The organism is Spirosoma aerophilum (assembly GCF_054782495.1).
This window is the reverse complement of sequence record NZ_BAAGSJ010000040.1, coordinates 165,773-190,404: the sequence shown is the minus strand read 5'-3', so window position 1 is coordinate 190,404 and position 24,632 is coordinate 165,773. Positions and strand designations below refer to the sequence as shown.

The window sequence follows — 24,632 nt, the reverse complement described above, 5'->3', positions numbered from 1 at the left end:
AAAAAAGGTATTTGGTTTAATAGTAGAACGAGACGCCAAAACACTTAGTTCATTTCATTGACATTTTTTTTTGACAGTCAATTAAATTGACGTTTATAGAATTGACTTTTGATTTTTTTTTATATCTTTGCTGCGTGGATAATAATACACAAGACAAACTGTACAAGCTGCTAGGGCAGAAGATAAGAGAGAGTCGAACTCTCCTGAAAGTAACACAAGAGCATTTAGCTAGCCAAATTGGCCTTACTCGCACGTCAATCGTAAATATTGAACAAGGACGGCAGAATCCGCCTTTACATTTAATCATCCAGATAGCTAGAGCGCTTAATGTTCCCTTAGAAACATTAATACCCAAAGAGCAGGATTACATGCCAGCTGCGCAACTAGATGAGGAAACCCTCAAGGATGTAAGTGATGTAGACAAATCCAAGGTCGAACAGTTCTATGAAACTTTCCTAAAAACACACAGCCATGACCCCAAAGAGACAAAAACAGATCGAAGAAGCAGCTAATAATCTTCTCCGTCGAACTGGATGTTACCCGACAGATTTTAGCAGTTTAACTGAAAATGTAGGCATTGATGTGGAACGAGTTGCGACAATGCTAGGAATTGATCTAATACCACATGACTTTGGAGAAGATGTGTCAGGTGTACTATTGCGCGAAGGAGATAAAGCACAAATTGGCTTCAACACAAAAAATGGCGCGAAACGACAACGGTTTACTATCGCACACGAGCTAGGCCATTATGTGCTTAACCATCAACGAAAAGGAGTTTTCGTTGATACCCCTGAAAAGTACTTCGCATTGTTTCGAGATAGTAATTCATCAACCGGAGAAGATATTCAGGAACGCGAAGCCAATTCATTTGCTGCTTCGTTGTTAATGCCGCTTGATTTAGCACGTCAAGGAATAAGTTACTTCATGAAGTCAGATATTACGCGAGATGAAGACTTTGAGTTAGTACCATTATTAGCTAAACGCTTCAACGTTAGCGATCTAGCGATGAGTTATCGTCTGACAAATCTTAATCTAATGTGGTGATTTCACTATCGTGAAATTTATCCGAACATCTGCTATAAAAACAGAACCGGAGGGGGCTACCTGCAGAAGGGTAGCCCTCCCGTATTCTAACGATGAAAGGAGGTGGTAGAAGTGAGTGATTTCACAATCACCCTTCTTGCGCTGGCAGTTGTCAGGTTGGCTGCAAGAACATTCAATAGCTATGCCCCGAACGCTCCCACAATGTGTAACCGTGTTTTTCATTCGGTCCAGAGTATAAGTTTAAAGAGGATTGATAAGTATTTTGGTGGCAGATAGAAATGTCCTTGTATTACGTAAGATTGTTTTGCTTCGATCAATATCCCAACAATTAAGGCAGGTCAATGCCGACAATGATGACCGGCATTGACCCGCCTTAATTGTTGGGCTTTCTCCCCGCTAAGGGGTCGCCGAAGGCAATCAAGCTAAAAATCTAAACTTTCCCCTGGTTGCATGGCCTGACCATTGTTATTTGCTCGACCGTTGCTTTGAGTAGGTATAATTGGTTGGGGAGCAATTGGTTTAGGTCGAATGGGTTCAAGAACTCCGCTCTGGTTAGGCCCTTGACGTTTGAATAGGCTCTCTACTTCATCCTGGATACGCTGAAAGTTTTGTTTTAAGTCATAAGGTGTTACCTGTGTAACGGGTACGATCTCTGGTAAAGGCCCACTTTCCTGGATCTTGATTTGGGCTTTGAAACTGCTAAAATCCGACTCGACCAATTGGCCGTAGAATTCCCCTGTATTCAGCTCTAAGACATCCTGAATCCGTACCCGGCTACGCTGGGCGTAACTGCGGTTGATCATTTGACTCTGTGTTTGAACTGACTCCCAGCTGGTTTCGCCCTGGCCCTAGGTGCGGTGTTCTACGTCTTCCATTCCCCACAGATCACTAATGTATTGCGCCGTTTCCCGGTGACCGACTCGCCCGTAAAATTGATTGTTTAGGTTGGCGAGCAGGGCATCTTTCTTGTTGCGCCCGTACATGTCCTCGATCTGGCTTAGATCCTTAGCGGCATAAACTGTAGCGTTCTTGTTCCCTCGACCCGTGACCAGTAATTACTCAATACCTAGAATATACTAGGCTGGGGCATCATTTAAAGTTATGGCAAAGCGACCCAAATTTGGGTGGATTTATGTGGCCACATCAATTATAGAGTTTACTCAAACCCAATTTATCTTCTACATAATGCAAAGTTATACAGTATGGAACGTTCCATAATTCGTAATTTTACGAGAATAACCTTGCCTTAAAAGGTTGATTGGTACAGTAAACAATGGAAGACGTAAAACAGCGGGTTGGCCAAAAGATTCGGGAGGCTCGAAAAGCGAAAGGGTTAACCCAAAAAGAATTGGCCGATAAGCTAATCTTGTCGGTTGGCACTGTAAATCAATACGAAGTTGGTAAACAGAATCTTACAATAGAGACACTCCAGAAAGTTGCTAATGCTCTTGGGGTTTCTTTTGACATTATTTTAAGTTAATTTTTTTGTTAAATAATTATGGATATATCCATAATTAGCTTTATATTTATAGTGTCAAACGACAACAAAAAAGCCCCAACGCTTCTAAATCTTGGCGGATCGAGCGAAGGGGCGAATGTCACACTTAACTTCATAGTCAAATGCAAACGGTGCAAAGTAACGCTGTTTCTAACAGCCATGCAAACCCCTTTGAGCAAGTGATTAGCTTGCCCCTTGTCTCTACTGGCAGTTTCTACGCCCAAATCGAGACCCTTCGCAATGTTTACCTATTGACCAAAAACCCCTACATGGTCGCTCAGAATGGCCGCTTACTGGCCGATGAAGTACGCGTTCTGTCGTACCAACTTGAAATACTGATTGACGGGTTAGACCCTCTAATTAAAGAGGCTGTAGTGTCCCATCCAATAGAGGCTGAATAGGTATAAATTCCATGAATAGTGAACCACGGGATAAGGTTGTTTCAGTATGGAACCTTGTCCGACTTATTCGCCAGATGGATGAATATGAAACATGGAAACGGGCCGTATTCATACGTGATAGGTTTACCTGTCAGAAATGCGGGGCCAGAAACGGACGCAAACGGGTTATTGAAGCTGATCACAAAGTAAGCATTACCTTACTGGTCAGAGAATACAAGATAGATAGTGTAGAATCGGCGCGTAGTTGTAATGCTCTTTGGGATATAAACAATGGGCGGACTTTATGTCATTCATGCCACGAGCAAACGGAATCATATCCGACTCGCTTTATGCAAAATAAGATAAGTTGAACTGGAATAGTTTAGAAGAACTTAGCCTCGGCGTGATAATACTCAAGGCTAAGTTCTTACTAGTATTCAGTAAGCCTCATCAAGAAAAATCCTCCCAACCGTCGGGCGGCTCTGGACCCTCTGGTTTATCCGGTTTGGGGGGTTCAGTGGGGGGATTGGGCTTAGTCGGTTTCGTATTCTCCCGCACAATTTGGCGAACATCTTCCTTTATTTGGCGAAAGTTGGCCCGTCTTTCCTCCTCGCTGACCGTCATAAACGGCTCAATGGCTTTCGCTTTTGATTGGGGGGCTATAAACTGAGTCACAAACTCATTGGTGCTCCCTTCTGCAATAAATCCAGCAAATTGGCCCGTTTGCAGGTCCCGAATCGTTTGCATGGGCAGACGGTCCCGCTGTTGAATGGATGTGCTGGCATTCTGGCTACTGGATGAGCTTCTATCCCCCGTACTCTGACCCGATGAGTAGCTTAGATACTCCACATCTTGTTTGCCAAACAAGGTCGTTACCCGTTGCAGAGTTTTGGGGTTAGTTGAGCGGCCATAAAACTGATTGGACAAATTACCTAGTAACATCTCTGAGTGCTGAGGCCCTAACTGGCCTTCCATTTGAGAAATATCTTGTACTGCGTACACGGTGGCCACCTTACTAGAACGAGCGGTTGCGGGCAATTCATGAAAATTAGGAATGAATAGGGTAGGGGCCTCATCCAAAATAATGATACTAGGCAACCTGCCCGGTTTATTCATTCGTTTGGTCGCCGTAGCAATGATGAGGGAAATTAAAGGGGAATACGTAGTGGGTAAGTCGGCATCATTGCCCACTGCTAAAAAACTTGGCTTGTCAGGGTTGTTTAAATCAAAGGGTACTTCATCCCCGCTCATGACCCAAAAGATTTCGGGCGTGTTTAGTACGGCCAAATAGCTCTGCACCGTCGTAAAAATGCTGGCCAAGGTCTTTTCTGAGTCCTGACTACTGGTGATGGCAGCGACCGATCCACGGACTTCTTCATCTGTACTCAACAGTTCGAGCAAAGGCTTTGGTTGCGTTTCAATGATGAGGCTACTGGCATGGGGAAGGGTACAAAACTGAGGGTAGTTATTGCGCAGAAACCAAAGACTGCCGGTTAATAAGGCTTCGGCGGTCTGTAGCCAAATATCTCGTTTTAAGCTCGACTTGTAATCCAAATTACTAAACGTGGTCAGGGCGGCTTCACGGGCGTAACTGGCGTTTATAATGAGCTTGGGACTAACGGGATTAATCCGATGGCTACGCGTCAAATCCGTAAAATTCACATAGTAGGTTGTTACGCTACTGGTCGCATAAGCCCCCGCTACTTCCTCGGACAAGGTTGGGAATTTTCGGTCGTAGAGAATACCCGTAAAGTTTGCGGCTGCGGACTGCTGGATAATGGGTTCAATGAGACTTTTGCTTTTGCCGGTGCCCGGACCTCCGCAAATGAAGATACCCCGAAAAATATTATAAAGCTCAAGTACACCATCTACCGTCATAAACGAAAAGCGGGGCTGATCATCGGGTACCGGCTCTGGATTAGTTTGCCACCGAAACAGGGGCCTGCCGGTATGAATCCAATAGCCATAAACACCCGTAGCAAGCAAGGTCATGTACAGCCAAGCCGTAAAGGTGGAATCCTTGCCTATGAAGAAGGTTAAAAAAGGGGAGAGCATCAGCCCGCCAAACATCAGGATCAGGGCCATGATCCCAAAGCGCAGCCAAAGTTTATTCCAAAGTACGTGGTTATTAAAATGGGTTTTGCGGGTGTAGAAAACCATGCGTAAGGCTAAATCAGGAATAAAATCAATTCCTAATTTCCGCAGAAAACCCATCGCAATCATGATCAAATTTCCCGAGAGTATACCGATACAAATGGCATAAATTAATACAGTCATGTTGTTACTAAATAATCGTTGAGAAGAAGTTATTAGATAAAGATTATTAGAGGGATAAGTCCTCGTTTTTTCGCTGCGGAATCTGTTCTTGTTCGGCTTTCTCGCTGCGTTGATTTGATCGCTCCGAGAGGAGGTAATTAGGTTGTTGTCTTAGGGCTTCCAGCCGTAACGCTATGCGTTCTTCCTGGCTACCTTTCTGCAAAGTGTTCGCGTACTGAAACGTTTCACTTAAGGGCCTCTCATAGCCAAACTGCCGGTCAAACTGTTGCTCCACTGCTTGCTTAAATTCGGTTCGGTCAAACCCCCCTTGAACAGCTCCCTGACTAGTCGCCCGGTGGTTGGTAGCGGGGCTTAATTTCAGGGGGTGCTTACGATCAATCTCGCCAGCCTGTTTTTTTTGTTGATACCTCCCTAAATCCTCCGTTCGGCTTACGATGATATGCACATGGGTTTGGGGTCCCTCCTTGGATTCACCCTCGACGCGCTGCTGTTGTTGCACAGCTTTATCAGTATGGGAGAAGGTTCGCGCTTGCTCGATCTTGGCGAACCAAACGAGGTCTGCACTCTTTATCCCCTTTCCAAATTGTGAAGCGTATTGGTCCATTGCCCCTCTGGTAAAAGACTCCAATTGGTGACGGTTATTCCCCAGATGATTTAATTCGGATTGACTCGGACTTAAAATGACTTGGTAATATTTATCGTCCTGTTGCCCTAAGTGCTTCCGATTCGCGTCAATGCTGCTCGTTACCTGTGAAGCGTCAATATTCCCCTTGTCATGGGTGAACCAATTACCTTCGCCTTCCTTTTCTAAGTATTGTACTAATCCAATACAGCTTCCTTTACCTCCGTTCGTAATCTTGGCTATCATAACAGCAAAAGAGAAATAGATTAATTCGTCTTTTTCATCAACTCCTCATAGACAGCCCGAAATCGTTCCGTCTGAAATTCGGGCTTAAACGCCCCGCCAATAGTTCGTATCTGCGACTGACGCAGCGTCTTGGGTAGGTCCTGACTAATGAGTTGTAGCAGTAATTTTATATCGTCGTTGATGGGGCGAAGCAGTTCGTTTTCCTGCTGGCGGATGAAGGAGACTAAGCGTTTATCTAGGGCTTTTATGGCGTCCGTTGGATTGTCCGCTTTAGGGTCTCGGGGGTCGGCATGGGTCGCTTTGAAGTAGAAAATCATGGCTTCTAACAGCCCTTTTTTTGATAGATCGTAACTATCGGCCATCCGTTCAAACTCGGCAAACAAATCCGCCGAAATCAAAATTTGCTTGTCTTTCTCTTTACTTTTTTCCATAGCATCAGTTATAAATCAGTTTTTTACAGTTGATAATCAGTAGTTTAGGCTAAAAACTCAGTTTCAAACTGAGTTTTTAATGCTACTAAATATACTCACCTGGGTTCTATGTATAAGATAAAGAATTGAATATCAGCACCTTATCCACAATGCTGCGAGTCAAAAATGAGTGTGGTACTGTTCCCGCTCGCTCCTTAAATCAGAAAATAGTAGTAGAGGCTCTTACTCGTCCTCGCTATATTCCAGTGTGCTGTTCAGCGCAAACGTTTGTTGAAGTTTGGCGAAGGCGTTCAACGTTTGGGTGATGTCTTTCTCCTCATGCAAGGCCGTTACGATGAGTCGAAGAATCATAGTCCCTTTTGGCACGACAGGATACACTACCGGACTACAAAATACGCCATAGGTATAGCGAAGTTCTCCCAGAAAGGCAGTAGCTGTTTCTTCCGAACAGGTCAAGTAAATAGGGGTTATGGGACTACAGGTATTGCCAATATCGTACCCCAGCGTTTTCAAGCCTTCCTGTAATAACCGAGTATTTTTCCAGAGCTTGTTTCGTCGTTCTGTTCCTTCTTGAGCTAGTAGCTTTAATTTGAAAAGCACACTGGCCACTGTGAGTAGAGGGAGGGTTCGACCGAATGTCTGCGAGCGTAAATTGTACTTAAAATAGTCGATGAACTCTTTACGAGCCGCCACAAATCCACCTGTGGTGGCCAGTGCTTTGGCAAAGGTGCTGATGTAAATATCGACTTGGGGCATCAAGTCACCCACTGATCCCCTTTCTCCAAAGCTCATAAACCCGTGGGCATCGTCTACCAGCAGGGTAAATTCATAGGTCTCTTTTAGCCTGAGAATGTCCGCTACGTTGGCCGTATCTCCTCGCATACTGAACACGCCATCGACTAAAACCAATACCTCACTACCGGGCTGAACTTTAGATAGTAGCCTTTCTAGTTGATGAATGTCATTGTGTTTATAGGAAAACTTTGGCCCCTGATGGAGCCTTACGCCATCAATCAAACTGGCATGTACTTGTTGATCATAAATGATGGTATCATGCCGGTCCACTAAGCTATCTACCACCGACATAATGCCCTGGTAGCCGAAGTTGAGCAGCAAAACATCCTTGCCGATAAGTTGGCTAATTTCCTGCTCTAACTGTTCGTGGTAAACTGTATTTCCGGTCAAGAGCCGTGACCCGGCGGGGTAGCCAGAACCATATTTTTTAACGATCTCGGTCTCAGCTTGTATGACCTTATCATCCGATTGCAGCCCTAGGTAATCGTTAAAACTCCAGACAATAACCTCCCGGCCTTTGAAGCTCATACGGCTCTTTAAGGGCCCTTCTAGGATAGGATAAATGTATTCGCTTTGATACTGGCCATACGCACTAAGGCCACGGTTTTTACCGGTTAACTTTTCTAGTAAACTCATAGAACGTTGAGATAAAAAGATGGCCCATTTTCAGGATGCACATCAGGCAATATGAACTAACTGACTTAAGATCAGCTTTGAATATTTCTTGTTAAAAATCCAAAGCTTTTCACATATTCTAAATTACTAAAAGTTGATTAAACGGTAAATGAAAATAGGAAAATAAAAGTGTAAACTATAAAAATAGTTATAGCGAAATGACTTTTTGATAGAAGTCATTTATTCCATTTTACACAATTACTGCTTGGATAGGGGAGAGGGTGTACAGGGCCGCTCAAGATGATCGATGAGCTGCATACGCGAATTTCCGAATGCTTTCAGAAAGGCATGGCACTTCGGGCAAATATGAACTCAGAGGTAAAGAAACGTTACGAGAACATTACTCAAACGCGTAACGAAACGATTTTATACGGACCTAAAAAGTAGCGACCGTCGCACGGTTGGAAAGGGAAATGAAACGATACGCTAGTTATGTTTTGGTGTTGGTCTTAACGGTATGCTTGTGGACTTGTGGTAAGAAAGACCCAGATCCACAGCCTCAGCTACCTGGTTATCTCCGAATTCCGGCAACCCTGACCGGCTATGTTGGTTCCGGGCGTATTGCCCTCAGCGGTGGATTGAATCTACTGGCCGAGGGTCCAGAGGCTCAGGATGCCTCGACAAAGACCTATACGGGTGTATCGGGCAAAATCGTTCTGGGGGATATCACCGCCAATTTCACCGTTGGGCAGCCCAGAACGTTTGCTGAATCCTATGCCGTGCCGGCAGCGTATCAATCCAATGGGAAGTTATTGGTTATTAACGCCATTGATCCCGGCACTTATCCAATGGGCTTTGAAACCAAGCCAACACCCACCGGCGCGCAGGCGGATCTGATCCTGAACCTGCCCGGACCCCAGCTGTACCAGGCCCGATCGGGCACCTTGACGATCTCTGAATCGACGCTCGTTAAAGCTGAAGGCCAAAACAAGCTGTATCGGCTTCAGGGTACATTTCAGTCCGCCCTGTTTGGTACCGGCGTCGGCACTTCGTCAGCGAAGGATTACGACGTTACGGGCACATTTGATTTACTGTTAGTCGAATAATACCTCCTTACCCAGACATTCCAATGGTACCTATATTTTTACAAAAACGCCGACCTGGTGGCCAGGTTGTGCGGTTACTTGTGACCCTATGTATTCTCGTGTTCGCTGTTAGCTTTTCGTTACTTCTTTCGCTGGTCGTCGTCGAACGTAGTCTCAGTCGGGAAAGTAAGTTGATCTTGATAACGATTGTATTAGTTTTAACGCTGCCCATAGTAGGCCTTTTTGAACGGCTTAGGCGATAGGAGATATTGCCTAAAGCTCTTTGCCGGTTGGGCAAGTCTACTCAATTGAGTCGCATGAAGCACAGTATATACTGTGCTGTGATATGGACAGAATTTTAAACCCCGTTTGTAAACTTGTAAAATGATGAATTGATTTACAAGTAAAATGATAAACAACTTTACAAGTTTACAAATCTACAAGTTTACTTTTTCTATTTTTAACTCCAATACTGATCAATTACAATATTATAGCACCCAATTTGTCACTAATTTTCCGATAATTCTATTCGTAATTGCGTTATTCATTCATAATCATATCCCCAAAAATGGCACCTATGGATTTGACTGATCCACTTCGAAGAGTTGGTCCTTGCGGGAAAAGCGTAGGCGCTGAGACTACTGATTGAGGAGTCTTCTGAGGCTTCAGTTTTTGAGGGGCCTTCTCTTTATCGATGCCGAGCGACTTGACCAAGTAAGCCGTCGGATTTTTCACATTCGTACGCAAGCCATTGGCTAGTTCAGAATCTACTCTGAAAAAGGTTTCCAGCAGGCTATGATCTGAAATGATACGGTCCTTTTGCCAACTCTTTAATTTATAGCTTTTTAGTAGTTGCCAGGCAGTTGTTACGGCCTCGTTGATCGACATCTTGTTGATGACCTGTTGATCTTGTTTAACCGCATCTGAGGCTATCTGGAGCTGAGTCTGAATAATGAAATCAAGCTCAACTATATTCTTACCTATTTTTTTGGTTGGCTCCCACTCAAGCACAATATTAGCTTTTTCCAGAAGTTGACGCTGAGCTACCCAAAGCGCGTTTTTCTTGAAGTCATTGAATGTATATCCTTCCGGGCAATTCAGCATAACCATCAACTGATCCACCTGGTAGGTGAATCGATATTGACCCCGGCATTGATACATACTGACAATATCAAACATTCGCTTAGCATACACCGAGCTGAGGGATAGCATGATATCACACTCGTATTTGGTGTAGCGTTTCCCTAATTCGGAAAAATGAGGGACTACATCGGCAAACATAGTCAGTTCAATAACTTTCTTTCCCGCAACAATATCTGACTTAATACTGGGAAAAGGCACGATAAAATGAAACTTCTCAGTCTTATCGTTTCGATAGCTGATACGTTTGAACTGGAGTGTTTCTGCTGCGTTAGCGATCTGATCGTACCGTTTAGTCGTCAGTTCAGCATAGGGAATTTGAAACCTGATGTTGGTATCCGGTTTTATTTCTCCTTTCAAAGCCATATGCCCAATCTGGTTGATTACCAAAGTGACAATATTCTTCTCTAACTCAGTAAATTCTTGCCGAGACTCCGTAAAAAAATTAGGCTGGTAATTTGTAGAACGTTTGCTGAAAAGGGCAGGAACTGAGGTACTTGAATCCGATGTGACGCTCATAAGAATTAAATAAGGAAAGGGTATGAGAACGCCCAAATATAGAAAAGGGATTTTGATAATACAAAGCTCCTTTTTCTATGTTTGTTTTTAAATCATACCTACCAAACCTCCTTTTTCTACAGACTGAATTTTGAACTACATGTGTTTTTGTGGCCCGACAATGTCAGTACTTACGCCTGAACAGAGCATAATTGGCCAAATTATACTCTCAAACACCCTCTTAAATGCATTACCTACTAAACCTCACTTTTTCATTGTATACACCTACTAAACCTCTTTTTGTAAAAAGGACACCTACCAAACCTCTGTTTGATTCCTACTAAACCTCCCTTTGCAACCTACTAAACCTCTGTTTGTAAACACTAGAATACCCACTAAACCTCCGTTTGCAACCTACCAAACCTCCGTTTTGTCATTGTAATTTGCTATTATTCAGTTACTTACAAGGCCCTTAAATCAATCAAATAAAATATTGATAAAGGGATAATAGATCAATCGTTCAAAAAACGTGTAAAAGGGGAATAAGCAGTTGCAACAAATGAATTACTTATTTACTTTTATAGTAAATAAATCACCTACAATTCAAGCTTGTAATCATGCCTAGAAAACCGGCCAAACGAAATGACGAAGCCCCCCTGGATGGCCTGCGCACCGTCCTCAAAACCCAAGCGGTTACCCTGTCTCCGGGAATCAATCAGATTAGCAATCCGCCCCCGGCTGATCCCCACTTGGAATACTACTTCATTCCCATGCAATATATGAAGCAGTATCAAGCCTATAACCGGCCCGGTAAACCCCTGAAAAACCTTAAACTAATCAATTATGATAAGCCCGCTATTTCTCTATCGTTCTTTTACAAGCACAAATATTCCATTGAACGTCAAGTAATTCATGGAGACGTGGTGCAGCACATCAAGAATTATCGGGATGAACTATTGAACCGGTCCCTGATGGAGCAACTGAGCGTAGCCCAATTCAAAGAACTCAAGCAGACGGACGAACTCCTGCGCAGGGTGAGGGAAGAGCCTGATGCCTACCAAGCCTGTTTTTCCAATTACCACCACAAATATTACTATTGGTATTGTACCTACCGCTATTTTGATGATCTGGCCACCTTGAAAACCACCACCTCCAGTGAACATTTACTCAAGCACACCGAGCGGGCTGGCCACGAGGTACATGAGCGGCTCAACATCATTTTCATTGATCCGGAGTACATTACTGAAGCGGTGCCCCATGATCACAAATTAATTGACCGGGAGTTGAAAAACTACCCTATCCACCTTCGACAAGGCATTACAACCCTGTATCTTCGAAAGATTTGAGAACAAGAATTACGTTTAAAATGTATAGCTGGGTGTCATAGCCATTGATAGATAACCTACGCTTTGACAACCTTTTCACGATGGATGGGTTACGTTGCCAAATCGTACATAAATCCTCATGACTTGGCAATAACCCTTTTTATTTCAGAATAGCCCTTAAATGGATGAGTTTCGTGAAATCTGATTTCGCGAACGGCAATATGAAACAGTTTAGTAGGCGATAGACTTCACTTTTAACACTGTATTTTTCATTTCAATCAATTGCTCGTTTGAATGAAATGTGCTCTAATAGCCTATAAGTCCCGCTAACTATGCGAAATAGTGACACGGTGAGGTTTTATGTACGATTCGGCAATGCGACCCAATACTATAACGAAAAGTAGATAGCCAATAGGATGCTGAATGTGTGATAGTTGCAATATATATAACAAAAGTATAATATAGCGGTTTGTTGCTTTATTCACCGACCGCCCATGATTGATATTTTAGACCGTATTCCATCCGAAAACATCTACCTGGTTAATCCCGCCCGGCGTAAACGGCTGCCATTTTTTGATGCGCTGGTACCGGCCGGGTTTCCCTCTCCAGCTGAGAACTACATCCGCGAAAAACTGAGTTTGGATGAGCTATGTGTAGTGCATCCGGATTGCACCTACTTCGTCAAGGCCGTAGGGGAGAGCATGACACCCGACTACATCTATCCAGGCTCAATTCTGGTCGTGGATTCGGTGAAGCTGGTTTTTTCGGGGAGTGTCGTGGTCGCCTGGGTCAACGGGGAATGCTGCGTGAAGCGATTCGTCCGCAAAGGGCATATGATCATGCTCGAATCCAGCAATGAGAAGTACCCGCCGATCTACGTTCATCTGGGTAAGGATCAGTTTCGGGTGCTCGGCGTCGTAACGTTCATTGTGTCTAAACCACCTAAGTATGTACGCCTTAGTGGATGGGAATAATTTTTACTGCTCAGCCCACCGCAGTTTTGACCCGACGCTGGAGGGTAAACCTATTATTGTCCTCAGTAATAGAGACGGAAATGTGATAGCTCGTTCGAATGAAGTGAAGGCGCTCGGGGTAAAAATGGGTCAGCCCTTCTTTGAAACGAAAGAGCTCAGGGAGCAGCATGATATCGTCGTGTTCTCCTCGGCCTATGAGCTTTACGGTGAAACTTCCTCAAGACTCATGAGCGTCCTGACGCAGTTTGCGCCCGATGTGGAGGTATACAGCATCGACGAAGCATTCCTGTGGATCGAGGCATATATGGGCGCTTACCCGACCTATCAGGACCTGGGAGCCGCTGTTCGGGAGAAGGTGGACCAGTGGCTTAGGCTCCCGGTTTGCGTGGGTTTCGGGCCAACCAAAACACTCGCTAAGCTTGCCAACCGACTCGCCAAGAAAACGCCTGAGTTAAACGGCGTATGCGTCCTTGATACACCGGAAGCTATTGCCGAGGCTTTGACTGAGTTTCCGGTAAAAGACCTGTGGGGGGTAGGCGGTCGCTATGCCGCTAAGCTCAAAAGTTTTGGCATTACGACGGCCGCCCAACTTCGGGACGTTCCCGATGATTGGATCAATAGCCTAATGACGGTGAACGGCTTACGTATGGTGCATGAGCTAAGAGGATTTCCCTGCAAGCTACTGGCCGTAAGCCCGCCCACTAAGAAAACCATCTGTTCGGCTCCCAGCTTCGGCAAGCTGATTCCCGATCTGGCCAACGTAACTGATGCTCTGACCACCCACTTATCGCGGTGCTGCGAAAATTTGCGTAAACAGGATTCGCTGTGCGGTGCGGTGACCGTGTTTCTGCACACCGATCGGTTCCGAAAAACGCCCGGCAACCGTGGCGACGGACCGGGTCAACCTGCCAAACAGTACAGTAACAGCATTACCCTCGTTCTGCCTCATCCCACCAGTAGTACATCCGAACTACTCAAATACGCGGAATCGGGCCTGAAAGCCATTTTTCGCTTTGGCTTCAATTACCAGAAAGTAGGCGTTATGCTATCGGATCTTGTTCCCGGTGATTACCGGCAAAAAGGTGTATTTATCGATGGCCCAGACGAGAAATTAATCAAACTGTCGGCCGTTGTTGATAAAATGAACCGGCGTTATGGACAAGATAAGCTGAGGTTGGCTTCTCAGCAATACAATCCCGATTGGCCTATGAAACAGAAGTATCTCAGCAAGCGACCCACGACACGTTGGGACGATATATTGGAGGCAAAGTGAATTTAAGGGAATACTGGTATGAACCGAGTCATTGCGCCGGGGGATCGAGTGATCGTCACACCCCTCAAAAATGGCATTACGCGTAAATCGTACAAAGCTACCGTGGTTGGGTGGATGTCATCGGGCAAACTTAAAGTCCAGCCTGATGGGGACAAACGCCAGAGCTCAAAACTCGTCAACCCTGATGATGTGAAGAAGTTGGCCGATAAACAACAACTATAGCCATTGACAAAATCAATACGGGTAATCTAGCTAGCTACCCTTGATTGGAATCAATGCAGCAATCAAACAACGCATAAAGATGACCATGACACAAGAACAAATTAAAGAGGTTTGGGCCCGGAAGGTCGCCTTGCAGACCGCCTTGACTGATTTAGCCGATTTACCGGAAAATAAGCGGGCGATATTGGAATTGAAAGAAGGGATTGACGCCTGTAATACGGAACTCGTTTCAGGTACCTATAATCCACCCTTAGCAGTTGATTAAATCAAACGTTACAAATTCGGCCTTTTTGTTCCAGCTTCATCGGCGACCGTTCGACTGGAAGGCCGAGCCACGCGGCCCCTTAGGAAAATAAATGCCCCCGGTATGAAATGAACCAGGTTAGCAAATGAGCGGGTAGAAATAAAGTGCTAAATAAGGCCTTTCCTGTTTCGAGGTACACAATAAAGGGTTAATAGGGGGCGTTTTATATCTGTTACGTTATTTCAGCCCCATTGGTCTTATCCCGTGGGGCTTTTTTAGTATTATTTACAATTTATTATTTCTGGCATGGAAGGCGTGTCCGATCAACTCTCAGCTCAACCCGAGCAACCAGTTCCTGAGAAAATGCGGTTTGATGCCGCTAATGATTTTCTAACGATCTGTGATCGGTTGTCAACTGGTTATGACAGCGGTTATTATTGGGAAGATGTGCAACGGGCATTACGCATTGCTGCTGGTTTAGAGAAATGGCCAGATTAGTTTGTTCTGTAAGGCAACCTCCTCTCACACGCTTTTGTAAAGTAACTAAAATAGATAATTTATATATTTTTTCATTATCCTGTCTGCCCGTTCAAGGTTGCTTCACTGGTTTTACATTTTCTAAACGACCGTTTGTAAGGGGTTAATAATTCGCTAACCTATCAGCTGAATTAGTCTCAAGTAGGAGCGTTTTTGTGAGACTGTTGGGCACAACCAAACAAAGAGGTGGCTGCCTTCTGTCGCCGGGTACGGTGCGCCGTCGCGGGACGCTTCGGCAATTTCCGACCGCTTGGCCCGCCCGGCCCAGCCGGGGACGGTCACTACGAAGGTATCGCAACGGCGAACCGTGCTGGATCGCGTCCGTTTATGTCCGAGAAAGTAATTGTGTCTTTTAAGAAAAGTAAGGTTTACCGTAATACACTTTTTACAGAAAATCCTTGTCCGTTGAATCTGGATGTGGATTTAACTCGCTGAGAAACCAACTGGTGTAATCGGCTGGTTAAGAATACCGATGTATTTATGGACGATTTTCGCAACTTCAATATCTATATAAATAACTCATTATTGGTTAAATACAATAAAAATAGTATAGTTAAACGGTTCTTTTATTAAACGATTTCAGAGCAAGTCGATTACAGTCAATCTTGAGCGAAATTATTGACTAATAGTCGATTGCGAGTTACACAAATAAGGGTTGAAGTCATTTTAGTGGATCACAAACTAAATAGTATCTATAGGAAATCTGCTTTCTAACGTGCTTTAATAACAGCCACTTAAAAAAGTGTCGCTTCTATTCAGTTATATAGTAAGCTTAATTTGCTTCATTGCATATACCAATCCATCTACTTACTCGCATGCGTTATCTGTTATTATTTTTATGGCAGGGTTGGTTTCTTTCTGCTACCTGTCAGCCTTCCACTCCCCAAAAAGTCGCCTTGGGGCATCTTCCCGTTGTTCAGGCTGATGCAAAAGGCACAATGCATCTGGTCTATGGATTGGATTCAACGATCTACTATACTACAGCAAACAGCTCCACGGACTCCTTTAAACTTCCTACCCGGGTAGCGACCCTGTCAAATTTAGTGGCCGGGGCCAAGCGTGGCCCACAACTGGCTGTCACGGATCAGTTTATTGTGATAACCGCCGTTAACCGGCAAGGTGATATTTATGCGTACTCGCTCAACCGAGCTACAAATCAGTGGTCACCAGCCGTACGGGTTAATGATGTACCCGAGATCGCCAAAGAAGGCTTTCAAGCCATCGCCGGTAGTGGCAATGGCTTGTTCCATGCCGCCTGGCTTGACCTGCGTGACGATAAGAAGAATAAAATTGTCGGTGCCTCTTCCCGGGATGGGGGGCGCACCTGGTCCAAAAATCAGGTTATCTATAGATCGCCTGATGGCACCGTTTGCGAGTGCTGTAAGGTTTCACTTGCCGCTAAAAATAATGATGTATATGTACAGTTCCGCAATTGGCTGGGTGGTTCACGTGACTTACATCTGATTCACTCGACGGATGGCGGCAAGACCTACGCTCCTGCCCAAAAACTGGGTACGGGCACCTGGAAATTAACGGCTTGTCCGATGGATGGGGGCGCGGTCGTTCTTTCAGCAGCAGGTCAGCCCATTACTGCCTGGCGACGTGAAAATAATCTATATACATGTTTACCCGGTGAGCCAGAGCAATCGATTACCACGGGTCGCAACATAACCTTAGCTGCTGGAACAGCACAACCCGTATTAGCTTGGGATGAGGGAGGCATCATTTGGGTTAAATCAGCGGCTAATCCAACACTCCAGGTTGGTAAAGGTCAGATGCCCAGTATTGCCGTTGCGGGCCAAACCGTAATGTGCGTCTGGGAGTCAGAGGGGCAGGTGATGATGGCCACAACTAATTTACGCCCTAAGCCGTAAGCATGAACTGGCAAGCTCCACCAGGTTTTAACCCGATGGAGCTTGTTCGCTCTACAATTTATTAAGCCGCCATTGCGTGGGCACCCTGAGCCATTTTACGGCATTCCTCAGCGCATTTCCGACAAGCTTCGGCGCACTGTCGGCAATGATCCATGTGGTCAGCATGTTTTCCGCACTCGGTAGCACAGGCTTCACAAAGGTGGGCGCAAAGCTGACAGACATCAGCTGCATGGGGACTACCACTGGCCATGAAAGCGACGGCCATATAACAAATCCTGGCGCAATCGCGGTCGAGCCGAATGCAGTTGACCATCATTTTTACATCCACTTCGCCTAAACAGGCTTCGGCGCAGGCATCACAGCTTACGGCGCAGTCCTGGCAGGCGTCGATACATTCCTGAAAATGTTGGGGGGCTAAGGCAGTTTCCATACAAACAGAGGTTTTGGTTATCAGTTAGATTAACTGATTCAACGTCGATAGGTTGAGTGGGTTAATCCCGTTCGCTAAGGATACGGCTCACTTCTATAAATTTTGTAAAGGCTACACGGAATCCTGTAAATCATCTGTTTAGAAAAGCGATTACCTTTGTTCCGGTAATCGTGTATTCAATGCCAAAATCCCTACATACCCGTCTATTTTGCTGCTGGCTGGCCCTTCTGGTTTTGGTAAGCAGTATGGGCTTTGGTATGGTGGAACACTGGTGTCAGATGCGCGGCCACTCGAAGACCCTGCTGGCAGTTCAGAAAAATTGCCCCAAACACTGTCTGGCTGACGAACCATCAGTTCCGGCAACGGGCGAACCGGTCGTTAAAAGAATACCCTGCTGTAAGACAACGCTCAGCTATGAACACCTCGATGTGAGCAGCTTCGTGGCCGACTATCACCCGCATCAGGCTCCCCAGCCAGCGGATTTTCTACCCAATCCCCAATTTCAGCTTCTGCTGGCGGCTCTGCTGCCCTTCCCTTCGGCTGAACCCATTTCTTCGTTTGCCGACACCCCACTTCATCGAACGGGTCGGTTTCGTCTGACTTCCCACTGTACCTGGCTTATTTGAGCCAACGATTTATGTCGCTACTCGCTGGCGGACGGATTTGAACGTCCCGGTCAGCGGGTTTTCTGTGCGACTCTGTTAAGCGGGGTTCCCTGCTCATGCGACCAGCGGCTATACCGGCCGAGGTGCTCCTTATGTTTTGATCCTGTCTAAGCTGAGCGGTTTCTATGCTAAGGAACCTAGCTTTCGGTCAGCTGTCAGACATCATTTTCACAACCTATCTTTTCCAATGAACAACCAAACTACCGGACGGGCGCTGGCTATAGCGGCCTTAGTGATGCTGGGCGTATCTGCCTGCAACACGCATGACATGTCATCCATGCAACCTGAACTAAATATTAACTACCCGGCTGCCTACGTAGTCAATGCTGAAGGGAATAGCCTGTCGGTTATTGATCTGGCTGGTCAGCAGGTGAAAGAAACGATCGCGTTTGGCGAAGCCTCAGGCGGCCACAGTACTATGTCAATGACCGACATGGTCATGTGGCCCCATCACATTTACCTATCCCCCGATGGCAGCAAGTTGGGCGTTGGGGTACCCGGCATGGACCTCAGTGCGGGCCACGCCGGGGGCACATCAGGCATGACCGGTCGGGTGCTGGTGGTAGACCCTAAAACGGGCGCGACGACGGTCAACCAGCAAACACCGGTGATGAACCATAACGCCGTGTTTTCGCCCGACGGCTCCGAAATATGGACCTCCCAGATGGATGATGCCGGCAAGGTACTGGTGTATAATGCAACTACAATGGCATTGAAGAATACCATCGCTGTGGGTATGGAACCCGCCGAAGTAACAATGTCGGCGAACGGTCAATACGCATTCGTGGCCAATGGCATGAGCAATACGGTCACGGTCATCAAGGTCGCCGACAAGTCGGTTACCAAGACGATTCCGGTTGGCGATGACCCGGTTGGCGCGTGGCCCGGAGCCGATGGCAGGATGTATGTAGACAATGAAAAAGGCCAAAGCATCAGCGTGCTCGACGTAGCGAGTTTAACCGTTGTGGAAACGATTAAGCTGGGTTTCACGCCTGGCTACGCAGCGTACCATGCCACCCGTAACGAACTCTGGGTCAGCCAGGCCGGAACAGGTAATAAGGTCTCTATTTTCGAGCGTATGAATGGTAGCTGGATGAAGATGAGTGAAATTCAGACGGGCCTCGACGCGCACGCCATTGCCTTCACCAAAGATGGCGCAACCGCTTACGTCACCAATCAAGGGGCGGCTACGGTATCCGTCGTAGACGTGGCCAAACGGACCAAATCGAAAGACATCCCGGTAGGCAAAAAACCCAATGGTATCGTTCTCAAATACTAAATCTTACCATGAACCCATTAAGTAAACCCACCGCCTTTGTTGCGCTCCTGACCGGACTGCTGGCACAACCAACGCTGGCGCAACTGAGCTTACCAGAACCCTCCCCATCAGCAACGATCAAACAGAAAATCGGTTTTACTGACCTGACCATTGACTATTCGCGACCGGCAGTAAAGGGCCGCACCATTTTTGGCAAGCTGGTTCCTTATGGCGAGTTGTGGCGCACCGGCGCGTCGGATGCCACGATCCTGACCAGTACCGATCCGATGACCGTAGGCGGAAAACTGCTGCCCGCTGGCAAGTATTCGCTCTTCACCATCCCAACCCGCACCGAATGGACGGTGATCCTGAACTCGTACACGGAAGGGCATGGCACGGCGGGGTACGAAGCCAAGAACGATGTGCTGCGGTTTACGGTCAAACCAGACTCGTCCGTGCGGTTTTATGAGTCGTTTACCATCGAGGTGCAGGATTTGGTAAAGAATCAGGCCAATCTGTACCTGACATGGGCTAATACGTCGGTGCATTTTCCGCTCGTGAGCAACGCTGACGAGCGCATTACGGCAGACATCCTAAAACGCACGGCAGCCGCCACCGATGAGGAGTCGGGCGTATTTTATCAGTCGGCTCTGTATTATTTCGACACAAACAAGGATGCCAAACAGGCCTTGACGTGGGCCACCAAAGCGGCCACCGGCAAACCGGCGTTCAATTACCTGCATCTGCAAGCCAAGCTGCTGGCAATGACAGGTGACTACAAAGCGGCCATTGCTGCGGCCCGGAAGTCAGCAGAATTAGCCGCCGAGAAGAAGTTTACCGAGTACGTTACGCTCAATAAGCAGCTCATTGCTGAGTGGGAAAAGAAATTATAAACCATGAAACCGGCCACTGCTTCGTACAAACCCGCCTTGCGCTGGAACGGCTTAACCCGGTATTATGACCGGCTAATGGCGCTAACCATGCAGGAAGAACACGTTCGGACGCTACTGCTTGAACCAATTCAGGACAGCAAGCCCAGGTACATCCTTGACGTGGGGTGTGGCACGGGTACACAGGCCATGTTATTGCATCGGCAGTTTCCTAGAGCTAGTGTGTTTGGGTTGGATGGTGATGAAACGATTCTGGCTATTGCCCAACAAAAGCAGGCGGTGATAGGTTGGCCGCTCACGCTGGATCGAGGCCTGTCAACAGCAATGCCCTATCCCCAGGATAGCATGGACATCGTTACCTGTAGCCTTCTGCTGCACCACCTGTCTGATGCGGATAAACGGCAATCGATTTTGGAGATGCATCGGGTATTGTCACCGGGAGGTGTATTAATGCTGGCGGATTGGGGCAAGCCGGCCAATGATTTTATGAGGTTGTTGTTTTACGGTCTTCAGTTCTTTGACGGGTTCGATACAACCAGAGCTAACGTAGAGGGACTTCTACCGAATATGCTCTATAATGAGGGTTTTCGTCAGATTACTCAGACCAGTCAAGTCAACACGCTTTTTGGAACACTGGCTTTGCACTACGCAGTAAAGCCAGCCTAATTGCTTAAACAACGAATAGTATGAAAACCAAACAAACCGCAATGCTGATGCTGGCCTTGTTGATGGCCCTGCCTTCACTCTTGTTCGCCCAATCGGCCAACTACAAACAGCCGATGAGTATTTCTGCCACTGGACAGATTAAAGATGGGGCGGGCAAAGCCGTTGGCACCGTTTCCAAAGACCGAATGATTATGGATGCTACCGGTAAAAAAATTGCCTTCGTAGATGGTCAAGGCAACCTTGTGGATGCGAAAACGGGCAAGAAAATGGGAAGAATGGGCAAGGATGGCAAAACATACATGGATGCCAACGGCGATTTGATGTTCACCATTAAGGACAACGCCGACAATACATGCGACATTTTCGACGCGAAAGGCACTAAAATCGGCAATGTGCACGACAGCTATAAAGGGTCGGCCTGTGCGCTGCATTGCTTTCAGGCCGGGCATACGCACATGAAGTAAGCCAGGCAAGCTCCTCCAGTCGGCATTCCAATACACGTGGATGTAAGCTACACCCATATCACCTGAAACAATGAAGCAAATTCGGACACTATGGTTGATTTCAGCTCTTCTGTTACTGATTCAACCCGGTTTTGGACATGGTCGAAAACACAAGAAGAAAGCCGCAACGGACTCAACCCGTCGCGATTCGAGCCTGAGCCAGCATCAGTCGATGAAGCATGGGGGTATGGTTGCCGATAGTATGCACATGGATGAGCGTCAGGCGATGGCTCCTATGCCCGCTCCACTGGACGCTTATCCGACGTATCACCCGATGGTCGTCCACGTACCTATCAGTATGCTACTGCTGGCCGCGTTGTTACAGCTCGTGGTTTTGCTAAAACCATCGGGGTCGCTCAACTGGATAACGCTGCTGGTCGCTGCCGTTGGAACGGTGGGGGCGTATGTAGCGGGTACGTATGTGCATCCGCATACGGACGGCTTGAGCGATGCGGCACAGGTAGCCTTAGAAACCCACGAAACCTACGCAGATTATACGATCTGGCTGGGGCTGGTGGGTACGTTGCTTAAAGGCATAACGCTCTGGCGACCCCTGAAGTGGCTGGAAGGCGTAGCGGCTCTTGCTTTGGTCGGGGCGGGCATTGCCGTCGGATTGGCCGGCCATCAGGGGGGCGCGTTGACGTACCTCTACGGTATTGGCCCGCGGGGGGCCTACCTCGAACAGCATGAGGGGGAACCCGCCGATGGCAACCGCCACGAACATAAACAGTCACAGAAAGCCGAATAAGCTGGCATGAATCGAACCTGGCATCTGCGCATTCGCAAAACCCATCGGTATCTGGGGCTGTTCATTGGCGTGCAGTTTTTGCTCTGGACGGTGGGTGGCCTGTATTTCAGCTGGTCAAACCTCAACGATATTCACGGTGACCATCTGAAACGGGCCGCGACGGGATTTCCCGTCTCCCAATCGCTGGTTTCGCCTTCCGTTCCCATGAACGCGTTACGGCAGATGGGCATGACTTCCCTGCTGACGGTGACCCTGATCGAGGTACTCAACCGGCCTTTCTACCAGCTAAGCTATCAGATGCAGCATGGAAACGGTCATGTCCTGACGCACACCCAACTGGCAGACGCGAAGACCGGTCAATTGCGGGGTGAGCTAACGCAAACCGAGGCTACTGCCCTGGCCCGGCAACGATTTAGTGGCCCCTCTGAGGTTGAGCGGGTTGAGTACCTGACAACGACCAACGGGCACCACGAGTACCGTGAAAAGCCGCTGCCCGCCTATGCCATTACGTTCCGGCAACCGGCCCACGCGACGGTGTACGTAGCGGCTCAACTGGGTACGGTGCAAACCGTGCGAACCGACCCCTGGCGCATTTTTGATGTGCTCTGGATGCTCCACACGATGGACTACGAAGGGCGTGACGATATTAATAATGGTCTGCTTCGGGCCTTCTCTATACTCGGATTGCTGACAATCTCGTCGGGGTTTGCGCTGTATTTCGTTTCGTCTCCCCAGTTAAGGCGGAAGCCGAAACAAGGACGAAAATCGCAACCAACTGCCTTTTAATCAACCAAATACTTTACCAAGTAAACTCTAGATAACCAATGAAAACGATTCGATTTACCGTGGCCGTTCTGGGCCTATCATTAGTCTCACTGGCTGCTTCTTCCCAAACGACGACACCGGCACTCACCGCTTATTACTCGGTGAAAGATGCCCTCGTCGCGACCGATGCCGGGAAAGCCAAAACGGGCGCAACCACGTTGGTCGATGCGCTGGGGAAGGTCGATCCTGCCAAGCTATCCGTTACCGATAAGAAAGCCCTGGTGACGGCGAAAAGTAAAGCCGCTGCCATTAGCAAGTCGACGGATGTAAACGCACAACGGGAGCAGTTCGAGGCCCTCTCAACGAGCATGATTGCCCTGGCAAAAGCCACTAAGCCCGCTAAAACATACGTCCAGTTTTGCCCGATGGCCGCTGAGGGTAAGGGCGCCTCATGGCTCAGCGCTACCCGTGAGGTACGAAATCCATACTACGGTGACAAGATGCTGAAGTGTGGGTCAGTAAAAGAAGAAATATAGTGTTACACCACCCGGAGACGATCTAACGGATTGTCTCCGGGGAACTTACTGCTGATGGCTCTACAGGAACTCTATATTAAAAACATGGTATGCGACCGCTGTATCTGGGTCGTGCGCACCGAATTGGAACGATTGGGCTATTCGGTCACGCAGGTCGAGTTGGGGCGGGTTCTACTGGAGGAGTCTTCTGCTGATCTGACGACGATTACCGCCATGCTGGAGCGGCATGGGTTTGCTTTATTGACTGATAAAACGACCCGCGTGGTTAACCAGGTCAAAACCCTGATTATTGAACTGATCCAAAGCGGGCACATCGCTGGGTTACGAACGACGTTGTCTGATTATTTAGCCGACCATGTTGGTTTGGACTACGCGCACCTGAGCCATCTGTTTTCCACAACGGAGAATTTGACTATCGAAAAGTTCTGGATACTTCAGCGGGTCGAGCGGGCCAAAGAATTGTTGAGCTACAACGAAATTCCCATCAGCGACATCGCCAAACGCTTGGGCTATAGCAGTGTGGCTTATCTGACGAATCAATTCAAGCAGGTAACCGGACTGACACCCGCTGCTTACCGGAATCAGCATACAACCGACCGAAACCCACTAGATTGGATATAAAACTATTCAGCCTTAAACCGGTTGCTGCTCACTGGAAAGTGAAGCAGAAGTTGATGAATGTACAGGTAAACCCCTGCAACCTGCTTGTGGGTTACACGAGGTAAAATTTTGCAAGCGAGTGCGGGAATTGTATAACGGCTCCGCCCCGCTCCATGGCGATCTTTGCAGGGTAATTTAGACAAACCTGAAAACGGTCATGGAAACGATAAAACTGAAAACGAATATTAAATGTGGGGGCTGCGTGGCTACGGTAACGCCTTTTTTGAACGAATCCGTTGGCGCAGGCAACTGGCAGGTCGATACGCAGAATCCCGATAAAGTGCTGACGGTGCAGACCGAAGCGGTCCAACGTCTCGGCGTTACGGCCGATACAGTCAAAGCAGCCGTACAGCAGGCAGGCTACAAAGCCGAGGTGTTACCCCAATAAGGCGGGAAACCCTTCGCCCTTGAAAGCCGCCACAAACAGGCGG

At 47.3% G+C, this 24,632-nt stretch carries 30 protein-coding genes; 22 read left to right on the top strand and 8 right to left on the bottom strand.

Features of this window, described 5'->3' with window-relative positions:
* Nucleotides 1–134: 134 nt before the first annotated feature.
* The gene (locus ACYVK4_RS32350) at nucleotides 135–512 is read left to right on the top strand and encodes a helix-turn-helix domain-containing protein (RefSeq protein WP_461131716.1); all 378 of its coding nucleotides are present in this window, start codon (nucleotides 135–137) and stop codon (nucleotides 510–512) included.
* On the top strand, nucleotides 472–1,044 hold the full coding sequence (locus ACYVK4_RS32345; protein ID WP_461131715.1) for an ImmA/IrrE family metallo-endopeptidase: 573 nt from the start codon (nucleotides 472–474) through the stop codon (nucleotides 1,042–1,044). Before ACYVK4_RS32350 ends, ACYVK4_RS32345 begins: the two co-directional genes overlap by 41 nt.
* 422 nt (nucleotides 1,045–1,466) lie before the next feature.
* On the opposite strand, the gene ACYVK4_RS32340 is transcribed toward ACYVK4_RS32345, so the two are convergent.
* On the bottom strand, nucleotides 1,467–1,847 hold the full coding sequence (locus ACYVK4_RS32340) for a hypothetical protein (RefSeq protein ID WP_461131714.1): 381 nt from the start codon (nucleotides 1,845–1,847) through the stop codon (nucleotides 1,467–1,469).
* Between the two features lie 45 nt (nucleotides 1,848–1,892).
* Nucleotides 1,893–2,096, bottom strand: coding sequence for a TraM recognition domain-containing protein (locus tag ACYVK4_RS32335; RefSeq protein WP_461131720.1), 204 nt, complete (start codon nucleotides 2,094–2,096; stop codon nucleotides 1,893–1,895).
* Nucleotides 2,097–2,317: 221 nt separating this feature from the next.
* Between ACYVK4_RS32335 and ACYVK4_RS32330 the strand changes: the two genes are divergently transcribed.
* Nucleotides 2,318–2,524 carry a helix-turn-helix domain-containing protein gene (locus tag ACYVK4_RS32330; RefSeq protein ID WP_461131713.1) on the top strand — a complete coding sequence of 69 codons (207 nt, stop codon included), beginning with the start codon at nucleotides 2,318–2,320 and terminating at the stop codon, nucleotides 2,522–2,524.
* Nucleotides 2,525–2,664: 140 nt separating this feature from the next.
* A complete protein-coding gene (locus ACYVK4_RS32325) occupies nucleotides 2,665–2,943 on the top strand; it encodes a hypothetical protein (protein WP_461131712.1) in 279 nt (92 codons plus the stop codon).
* Between the two features lie 429 nt (nucleotides 2,944–3,372).
* Here ACYVK4_RS32325 and ACYVK4_RS32320 read toward each other — a convergent pair whose 3' ends face one another.
* The 4 genes from ACYVK4_RS32320 to ACYVK4_RS32305 form a co-directional block, all read right to left on the bottom strand.
* A complete protein-coding gene (locus ACYVK4_RS32320) occupies nucleotides 3,373–5,199 on the bottom strand; it encodes a type IV secretory system conjugative DNA transfer family protein (RefSeq protein WP_461131711.1) in 1,827 nt (608 codons plus the stop codon).
* A 46-nt stretch (nucleotides 5,200–5,245) separates the two neighbouring features.
* On the bottom strand, nucleotides 5,246–6,067 hold the full coding sequence (locus ACYVK4_RS32315) for a DUF5712 family protein (RefSeq protein ID WP_461131710.1): 822 nt from the start codon (nucleotides 6,065–6,067) through the stop codon (nucleotides 5,246–5,248).
* A gap of 20 nt (nucleotides 6,068–6,087) precedes the next feature.
* On the bottom strand, nucleotides 6,088–6,498 hold the full coding sequence (locus tag ACYVK4_RS32310) for a BfmA/BtgA family mobilization protein (protein ID WP_461131709.1): 411 nt from the start codon (nucleotides 6,496–6,498) through the stop codon (nucleotides 6,088–6,090).
* A 222-nt stretch (nucleotides 6,499–6,720) separates the two neighbouring features.
* A complete protein-coding gene (locus tag ACYVK4_RS32305) occupies nucleotides 6,721–7,929 on the bottom strand; it encodes an aminotransferase class I/II-fold pyridoxal phosphate-dependent enzyme (RefSeq protein ID WP_461131708.1) in 1,209 nt (402 codons plus the stop codon).
* 452 nt (nucleotides 7,930–8,381) lie between these two features.
* On the opposite strand from ACYVK4_RS32305, the gene ACYVK4_RS32300 reads away from it, so the two are divergent.
* Nucleotides 8,382–9,014: a hypothetical protein gene (locus ACYVK4_RS32300; protein WP_461131707.1), complete on the top strand. Its 633-nt coding sequence runs from the start codon at nucleotides 8,382–8,384 to the stop codon at nucleotides 9,012–9,014.
* Between the two features lie 519 nt (nucleotides 9,015–9,533).
* Here the strand turns inward: ACYVK4_RS32300 and ACYVK4_RS32295 are convergent.
* Nucleotides 9,534–10,652: a replication initiation protein gene (locus ACYVK4_RS32295; protein WP_461131706.1), complete on the bottom strand. Its 1,119-nt coding sequence runs from the start codon at nucleotides 10,650–10,652 to the stop codon at nucleotides 9,534–9,536.
* A 596-nt stretch (nucleotides 10,653–11,248) separates the two neighbouring features.
* On the opposite strand from ACYVK4_RS32295, the gene ACYVK4_RS32290 reads away from it, so the two are divergent.
* From ACYVK4_RS32290 to ACYVK4_RS32260, 7 genes are all read left to right on the top strand, one after another.
* Nucleotides 11,249–11,977: a hypothetical protein gene (locus tag ACYVK4_RS32290; RefSeq protein ID WP_461131705.1), complete on the top strand. Its 729-nt coding sequence runs from the start codon at nucleotides 11,249–11,251 to the stop codon at nucleotides 11,975–11,977.
* A 473-nt stretch (nucleotides 11,978–12,450) separates the two neighbouring features.
* Nucleotides 12,451–12,930, top strand: a complete 480-nt coding sequence (locus ACYVK4_RS32285) for a LexA family protein (protein ID WP_461131704.1) — start codon at nucleotides 12,451–12,453, stop codon at nucleotides 12,928–12,930.
* A complete protein-coding gene (locus tag ACYVK4_RS32280; protein ID WP_461131703.1) occupies nucleotides 12,905–14,203 on the top strand; it encodes a Y-family DNA polymerase in 1,299 nt (432 codons plus the stop codon). Before ACYVK4_RS32285 ends, ACYVK4_RS32280 begins: the two co-directional genes overlap by 26 nt.
* 18 nt (nucleotides 14,204–14,221) lie before the next feature.
* Nucleotides 14,222–14,425 (top strand): hypothetical protein, encoded by a 204-nt coding sequence (locus ACYVK4_RS32275; protein ID WP_461131702.1) that lies wholly within the window; start codon nucleotides 14,222–14,224, stop codon nucleotides 14,423–14,425.
* 85 nt (nucleotides 14,426–14,510) lie between these two features.
* A complete protein-coding gene (locus tag ACYVK4_RS32270; RefSeq protein WP_461131701.1) occupies nucleotides 14,511–14,690 on the top strand; it encodes a hypothetical protein in 180 nt (59 codons plus the stop codon).
* Between the two features lie 285 nt (nucleotides 14,691–14,975).
* Nucleotides 14,976–15,167, top strand: a complete 192-nt coding sequence (locus tag ACYVK4_RS32265; RefSeq protein WP_461131700.1) for a hypothetical protein — start codon at nucleotides 14,976–14,978, stop codon at nucleotides 15,165–15,167.
* An 854-nt stretch (nucleotides 15,168–16,021) separates the two neighbouring features.
* Entirely contained in the window at nucleotides 16,022–17,080 is a 1,059-nt protein-coding gene (locus ACYVK4_RS32260; protein ID WP_461131699.1) for a sialidase family protein, read from the top strand.
* A 61-nt stretch (nucleotides 17,081–17,141) separates the two neighbouring features.
* Here the strand turns inward: ACYVK4_RS32260 and ACYVK4_RS32255 are convergent, their stop codons facing one another.
* The gene (locus ACYVK4_RS32255) at nucleotides 17,142–17,510 is read right to left on the bottom strand and encodes a four-helix bundle copper-binding protein (protein ID WP_461131698.1); all 369 of its coding nucleotides are present in this window, start codon (nucleotides 17,508–17,510) and stop codon (nucleotides 17,142–17,144) included.
* Between the two features lie 179 nt (nucleotides 17,511–17,689).
* Here ACYVK4_RS32255 and ACYVK4_RS32250 point away from each other — a divergent pair, with 179 nt between their 5' ends.
* From ACYVK4_RS32250 to ACYVK4_RS32205, 10 genes are all read left to right on the top strand, one after another.
* On the top strand, nucleotides 17,690–18,136 hold the full coding sequence (locus tag ACYVK4_RS32250) for a hypothetical protein (protein WP_461131697.1): 447 nt from the start codon (nucleotides 17,690–17,692) through the stop codon (nucleotides 18,134–18,136).
* 226 nt (nucleotides 18,137–18,362) lie between these two features.
* Complete coding sequence (locus ACYVK4_RS32245; protein ID WP_461131696.1) at nucleotides 18,363–19,454, top strand: YncE family protein; 1,092 nt, start codon at nucleotides 18,363–18,365, stop codon at nucleotides 19,452–19,454.
* A gap of 8 nt (nucleotides 19,455–19,462) precedes the next feature.
* Nucleotides 19,463–20,326, top strand: coding sequence for a DUF2911 domain-containing protein (locus ACYVK4_RS32240; protein ID WP_461131695.1), 864 nt, complete (start codon nucleotides 19,463–19,465; stop codon nucleotides 20,324–20,326).
* A gap of 3 nt (nucleotides 20,327–20,329) precedes the next feature.
* Nucleotides 20,330–20,989 (top strand): class I SAM-dependent methyltransferase, encoded by a 660-nt coding sequence (locus tag ACYVK4_RS32235; protein WP_461131694.1) that lies wholly within the window; start codon nucleotides 20,330–20,332, stop codon nucleotides 20,987–20,989.
* Nucleotides 20,990–21,009: 20 nt separating this feature from the next.
* The gene (locus ACYVK4_RS32230) at nucleotides 21,010–21,453 is read left to right on the top strand and encodes a 5-fold beta-flower protein (RefSeq protein WP_461131693.1); all 444 of its coding nucleotides are present in this window, start codon (nucleotides 21,010–21,012) and stop codon (nucleotides 21,451–21,453) included.
* A 70-nt stretch (nucleotides 21,454–21,523) separates the two neighbouring features.
* Nucleotides 21,524–22,240, top strand: coding sequence for a DUF2231 domain-containing protein (locus ACYVK4_RS32225; RefSeq protein ID WP_461131692.1), 717 nt, complete (start codon nucleotides 21,524–21,526; stop codon nucleotides 22,238–22,240).
* Nucleotides 22,241–22,246: 6 nt separating this feature from the next.
* On the top strand, nucleotides 22,247–23,026 hold the full coding sequence (locus ACYVK4_RS32220; RefSeq protein WP_012931247.1) for a hypothetical protein: 780 nt from the start codon (nucleotides 22,247–22,249) through the stop codon (nucleotides 23,024–23,026).
* A gap of 38 nt (nucleotides 23,027–23,064) precedes the next feature.
* Nucleotides 23,065–23,541, top strand: coding sequence for a DUF3347 domain-containing protein (locus ACYVK4_RS32215; protein WP_461131691.1), 477 nt, complete (start codon nucleotides 23,065–23,067; stop codon nucleotides 23,539–23,541).
* A gap of 54 nt (nucleotides 23,542–23,595) precedes the next feature.
* Nucleotides 23,596–24,162, top strand: coding sequence for a helix-turn-helix domain-containing protein (locus ACYVK4_RS32210; protein WP_012931249.1), 567 nt, complete (start codon nucleotides 23,596–23,598; stop codon nucleotides 24,160–24,162).
* 196 nt (nucleotides 24,163–24,358) lie between these two features.
* Nucleotides 24,359–24,589, top strand: a complete 231-nt coding sequence (locus ACYVK4_RS32205; protein WP_012931250.1) for a heavy-metal-associated domain-containing protein — start codon at nucleotides 24,359–24,361, stop codon at nucleotides 24,587–24,589.
* The last annotated feature ends 43 nt before the right edge of the window (nucleotides 24,590–24,632 follow it).

Bases quoted from the DNA above. Each gene is read 5' to 3' on its own strand.
- ACYVK4_RS32345 (WP_461131715.1), top strand. From the start codon at position 472: ATGACCCCAAAGAGACAAAAACAGATCGAAGAAGCAGCTAATAATCTT.
- ACYVK4_RS32340 (WP_461131714.1), bottom strand. From the start codon at position 1,847: ATGATCAACCGCAGTTACGCCCAGCGTAGCCGGGTACGGATTCAGGAT.
- ACYVK4_RS32330 (WP_461131713.1), top strand. From the start codon at position 2,318: ATGGAAGACGTAAAACAGCGGGTTGGCCAAAAGATTCGGGAGGCTCGA.
- ACYVK4_RS32325 (WP_461131712.1), top strand. From the start codon at position 2,665: ATGCAAACGGTGCAAAGTAACGCTGTTTCTAACAGCCATGCAAACCCC.
- ACYVK4_RS32320 (WP_461131711.1), bottom strand. From the start codon at position 5,199: ATGACTGTATTAATTTATGCCATTTGTATCGGTATACTCTCGGGAAAT.
- ACYVK4_RS32315 (WP_461131710.1), bottom strand. From the start codon at position 6,067: ATGATAGCCAAGATTACGAACGGAGGTAAAGGAAGCTGTATTGGATTA.
- ACYVK4_RS32310 (WP_461131709.1), bottom strand. From the start codon at position 6,498: ATGGAAAAAAGTAAAGAGAAAGACAAGCAAATTTTGATTTCGGCGGAT.
- ACYVK4_RS32305 (WP_461131708.1), bottom strand. From the start codon at position 7,929: ATGAGTTTACTAGAAAAGTTAACCGGTAAAAACCGTGGCCTTAGTGCG.
- ACYVK4_RS32300 (WP_461131707.1), top strand. From the start codon at position 8,382: ATGAAACGATACGCTAGTTATGTTTTGGTGTTGGTCTTAACGGTATGC.
- ACYVK4_RS32295 (WP_461131706.1), bottom strand. From the start codon at position 10,652: ATGAGCGTCACATCGGATTCAAGTACCTCAGTTCCTGCCCTTTTCAGC.
- ACYVK4_RS32290 (WP_461131705.1), top strand. From the start codon at position 11,249: ATGCCTAGAAAACCGGCCAAACGAAATGACGAAGCCCCCCTGGATGGC.
- ACYVK4_RS32285 (WP_461131704.1), top strand. From the start codon at position 12,451: ATGATTGATATTTTAGACCGTATTCCATCCGAAAACATCTACCTGGTT.
- ACYVK4_RS32280 (WP_461131703.1), top strand. From the start codon at position 12,905: ATGTACGCCTTAGTGGATGGGAATAATTTTTACTGCTCAGCCCACCGC.
- ACYVK4_RS32275 (WP_461131702.1), top strand. From the start codon at position 14,222: ATGAACCGAGTCATTGCGCCGGGGGATCGAGTGATCGTCACACCCCTC.
- ACYVK4_RS32270 (WP_461131701.1), top strand. From the start codon at position 14,511: ATGACACAAGAACAAATTAAAGAGGTTTGGGCCCGGAAGGTCGCCTTG.
- ACYVK4_RS32265 (WP_461131700.1), top strand. From the start codon at position 14,976: ATGGAAGGCGTGTCCGATCAACTCTCAGCTCAACCCGAGCAACCAGTT.
- ACYVK4_RS32260 (WP_461131699.1), top strand. From the start codon at position 16,022: ATGCGTTATCTGTTATTATTTTTATGGCAGGGTTGGTTTCTTTCTGCT.
- ACYVK4_RS32255 (WP_461131698.1), bottom strand. From the start codon at position 17,510: ATGGAAACTGCCTTAGCCCCCCAACATTTTCAGGAATGTATCGACGCC.
- ACYVK4_RS32250 (WP_461131697.1), top strand. From the start codon at position 17,690: ATGCCAAAATCCCTACATACCCGTCTATTTTGCTGCTGGCTGGCCCTT.
- ACYVK4_RS32245 (WP_461131696.1), top strand. From the start codon at position 18,363: ATGAACAACCAAACTACCGGACGGGCGCTGGCTATAGCGGCCTTAGTG.
- ACYVK4_RS32240 (WP_461131695.1), top strand. From the start codon at position 19,463: ATGAACCCATTAAGTAAACCCACCGCCTTTGTTGCGCTCCTGACCGGA.
- ACYVK4_RS32235 (WP_461131694.1), top strand. From the start codon at position 20,330: ATGAAACCGGCCACTGCTTCGTACAAACCCGCCTTGCGCTGGAACGGC.
- ACYVK4_RS32230 (WP_461131693.1), top strand. From the start codon at position 21,010: ATGAAAACCAAACAAACCGCAATGCTGATGCTGGCCTTGTTGATGGCC.
- ACYVK4_RS32225 (WP_461131692.1), top strand. From the start codon at position 21,524: ATGAAGCAAATTCGGACACTATGGTTGATTTCAGCTCTTCTGTTACTG.
- ACYVK4_RS32220 (WP_012931247.1), top strand. From the start codon at position 22,247: ATGAATCGAACCTGGCATCTGCGCATTCGCAAAACCCATCGGTATCTG.
- ACYVK4_RS32215 (WP_461131691.1), top strand. From the start codon at position 23,065: ATGAAAACGATTCGATTTACCGTGGCCGTTCTGGGCCTATCATTAGTC.
- ACYVK4_RS32210 (WP_012931249.1), top strand. From the start codon at position 23,596: ATGGCTCTACAGGAACTCTATATTAAAAACATGGTATGCGACCGCTGT.
- ACYVK4_RS32205 (WP_012931250.1), top strand. From the start codon at position 24,359: ATGGAAACGATAAAACTGAAAACGAATATTAAATGTGGGGGCTGCGTG.